Here is a 3,320-nt window from a genome sequence, read left to right as displayed (position 1 = left end):
GGGGGGTTGCGGGGAACCGCACGACCAGGGGCCCTTCCGCGTCCCGCTGGGACCGCGCTGCGCGCGGTCGGAGCACGCGACCCCGGGCACGACGGAGGGCCGGCACCGCTCTCGCGGTACCGGCCCCCTCGGTCGTTCGCGCCTCTCCTGCGTGCGTGCTCAGGCCTGGTCGTAGGCGGCGTCCATGGCGGCGAGGACGTCCTCGGTCGTCGTCTGCCCCGTGAGGAGGCCCTGGACGCCGGTGCCGAGCGCGTCGGTCACCGCACCCGAGCTCCAGGTGATGTAGCCCAGCGGCACCTGCTTGTCCTGGTCGGTCAGCAGCTCGGAGATGTTCGCCAGCTGCTCGGGCACGTTGCCGGCACCCTCGGCGGTCAGCGAGGTCAGCGACAGGTTGCCCGAGATCTCCGCGAACGCGTCCTGCTGAGCGGGCTGGGCCGCGAACTCGAGGAACTTCTTCGCCGCGTCCAGGTGCTCGCTCTCGGCCGAGAGGGCCAGCGCGTTGGACGTCGTGACGGTCAGCCGGGTGTCTTCGGCGGTCGGCCCCGGCGGCACGGCCACACCGAACTCGACGCCGGGCGTCGAGGCGCTGATCTCGGTCACCGCACCACCGGGCGCGAAGATGCCCAGCGAGGACCCGCTGGTCAGCGCCTGCGTGATCTCAGCGAAACCGGCGCCTGCGACACCCTCCTGGAAGCAGCCGGCGTCCTTCATGGCCACGATGGAGTCGAGGGTCTGCTTCCACTCAGCGCTCTCGGCGAAGGTGACCTCACCGTCGGCGCGCTTGGCGTTCCAGTCCGGGTCGTCCGCGTAGACCGTGCTCGAGGCGAACTCCATCGTCATCAGCGAGAGGTTCCCCGGGTTCGACCCGGCGACCGCGAACACGGACTTGCCCTCGTCCTTGAGCTGCGCGCACTGCTGCAGCAGCTCGGGCAGGGTCGTCGCCGGGGCGAGTCCCGCGGCCGCGTAGGCGGTCTCGTTGATGATCTCAGTGCTCGGGGAGAGGTCCAGCGGCACCGCGTAGAGCTCGCCACCGCTCTCGAAGAGGTGACTCGCGCTGTCCGGGACCGCCTCCTCGGCCCAGGCTTCGTCGGTCAGCGGTGCCACGAGCCCGGCGTCGGCCAGGGTCAGCAGGGCGTTGGTGTTCCCCGTCCCGGGCGAACCGTAGAAGACGTCGGGGGCGTTGCCCCCGCGCAACTGGGTGCGCAGCACGTTGGCGTACGAGTCGAGCGGGGTCTCGACGACCTCGACCTTGATGTCCGGGTTCTCGGCCTCGAAGGCCTGGGCCAGGGCGCGGTACGGGCCCTCCCCGCTCGTCGGCGTCTCGGCGGCGAAGCGGATGGTCACCGGGCCGTCCTCGGCCGCGGTCTCGTCCCCCGACGAGCACGCCGCGGAGACCGCGAACACCGCTCCGGCGAGGACTGCTGCGGCGGCCCGGCGACGCGGGTTCACCGGTCGGGACGTGGAGCGGGACGGGGAGTTCGACGTGGTCATGCAGGTCTCCTGACGGCGTTGTCGGGCTCTTCCCGGAATGGATCCGAGCGGGTCTCGCACCAGTGGGGCTGGCGTCTGCACCGATTGTGCCGACCTGGGAAACTCGCGGGAAATAGCGGTTCGGGATGGTGCGCATCGTCGTCGCTGATGCTCGCGGGACCGGATCAGGCCGGACAGCGATCCTCGACTGCCGCAGGGCCCGCCGCGGCCGGCTCCGTCCGCGCGGCGAGCTCCTCCGGTTCCTGTGCTGCAGGATCGGCCGGCAGGCTGCGGGCGGCGTCGCGGACCAGACCCCGGAACCACCGGTGCCCCGGGTCGTCCTGCAGCGACGGGTGCCACCAGGCGGCTTCGCGCAACCGGATGCGCGGCAACGGGACCTCGACGCGGTGCACGACGGCCAGGGACTCGGCGTGGGCCAGCAGCCGGTTGGGCACCAGCGCCAGCAGGTCGGTGCCTGCGATCGCGGTGGGCAGCAGCGCCAGGCTGTCGACGACCAGGTCCACCCGGGCACCCACGACGAGCTCATCGACCTGGCGGTCGGCCGCCGTCCCGCCGTAGTCGGCGAAGGCACGAGCCCAGCGCGAAGACCGCAGCTCGTCCTCGTCGAGCCGTCCACCCGACCTCGCGGTGCCGCTGATGCAGACCCAGTGGTCGCTGAACAGGTCGGTGCTGGGGATGCCGGACGTCTGGCCGCGGGGGGTGAACAGCAGGTCGGCCGACCGCAGGGCCGTCTGGGGCGAGTCGATCGCCGTGGCGTCCACGCTGGCCATCCTGACCTTCACGTCCGGCGCGTGCAGTCGCAGGCGGGCCATGAACAACGGGGCGAGGACGGCGACGGCGTAGTCGGAGGAGATGAGGTTGAACTCGCGGGTGGAACTCGCGGGGTCGAAACCGGGTCTGGGGTTGAGCGTCTCCTCGGCCATGCGCAGCACGTCGCGCACCCTGCCGGCCAGGTCCTCCGCGAGCGGGGTGAGTTCGTAGTGCGACCCGACACGCACCAGCAGCTCATCGTCGAACTGCCGGCGCAAGCGCCCGAGGGCGGCGCTCATGGCGGGTTGGCTGACCCCGATGCGCGCGCCCGCCCGGGTCACGTTCCGCTCGGTCAGGAGGGCGTCCAGTGGGACGAGCAGGTTGAGGTCGGTGTTGAGCAGGTTGACCACGAGGCGGCTCCCGACGTCATCGTCCGGCTCGGACCCTCTTGGCCCGTCGTCTGCGCCGCAGAAGATATCAGAAGAGCGCTTCTGATTCCAGTTCGCCCACCCGCCACGACGCGTCCGCCACCACGCTCAGACGCAGCCCGCCCGAGGTCGTCCACGCACGCCCGGCGTGCGCGCGGCCGGACCGCACCCGCAACCCGGCACCGCCCTCGGGCGCGGCGCGCAGCTCCGGACCCGCCGCCCCGGCCGGAGCGAGGAGGTCCCACGCCGTGGGCACGAGCCCCAGCACCTCCGTCATCCACCGCTCCAGGGCCCCTGCCGGAGCCGGGACGTCCACCCCGACGATCAACGGAGGGTGTTCGACGCACAGCTGCGTGCTGCCCTCGGGGTGCAGGGGGCAGCTCATCGCCGGCCCTGCCGCCCACTCCCGGTCCTGTCGCCAGTGCAGCTCCGTGGTAGCACCCCCGGGGTGCTCGACGCGGTATCCGTCACCGACCCGGCCGGCGGACGCCACGAGGTCGCCGAGACCGTCGCGACGTTCCAGCACGCCGACCATCCGCTCGAAGTGCTCACCGTCACCGGGGCGCCAGGTGAGGCGCGTCACCGCGGCCCGGGCCCCCGGGCGCAGCACGACCCGGCAGCCGTAGGGGTCCGCGCAGGTCCGCAGGACCT

At 72.4% G+C, this 3,320-nt stretch carries 3 protein-coding genes; all 3 read right to left on the bottom strand.

The window, feature by feature from the left end; genetic code table 11:
- Nucleotides 1–159 precede the first annotated feature (159 nt).
- Nucleotides 160–1,491: an ABC transporter substrate-binding protein gene (locus tag ACRYR9_RS19585; protein ID WP_432496879.1), complete on the bottom strand. Its 1,332-nt coding sequence runs from the start codon at nucleotides 1,489–1,491 to the stop codon at nucleotides 160–162.
- Between the two features lie 164 nt (nucleotides 1,492–1,655).
- On the bottom strand, nucleotides 1,656–2,651 hold the full coding sequence (locus ACRYR9_RS19580) for a LysR family transcriptional regulator (protein ID WP_432496882.1): 996 nt from the start codon (nucleotides 2,649–2,651) through the stop codon (nucleotides 1,656–1,658).
- Nucleotides 2,652–2,718: 67 nt separating this feature from the next.
- Nucleotides 2,719–3,320 (bottom strand): hypothetical protein (locus ACRYR9_RS19575; protein WP_432540218.1); only part of this gene is annotated, 602 nt, incomplete at its 5' end.

It is taken from the genome of Kineococcus auxinigenes, assembly GCF_050871525.1.
In the GTDB taxonomy this organism is placed as follows: Bacteria; Actinomycetota; Actinomycetes; order Actinomycetales; family Kineococcaceae; genus Kineococcus.
Note: the sequence above shows the minus strand (reverse complement) of the source record. Positions and strands in the feature narration are given on the sequence as shown.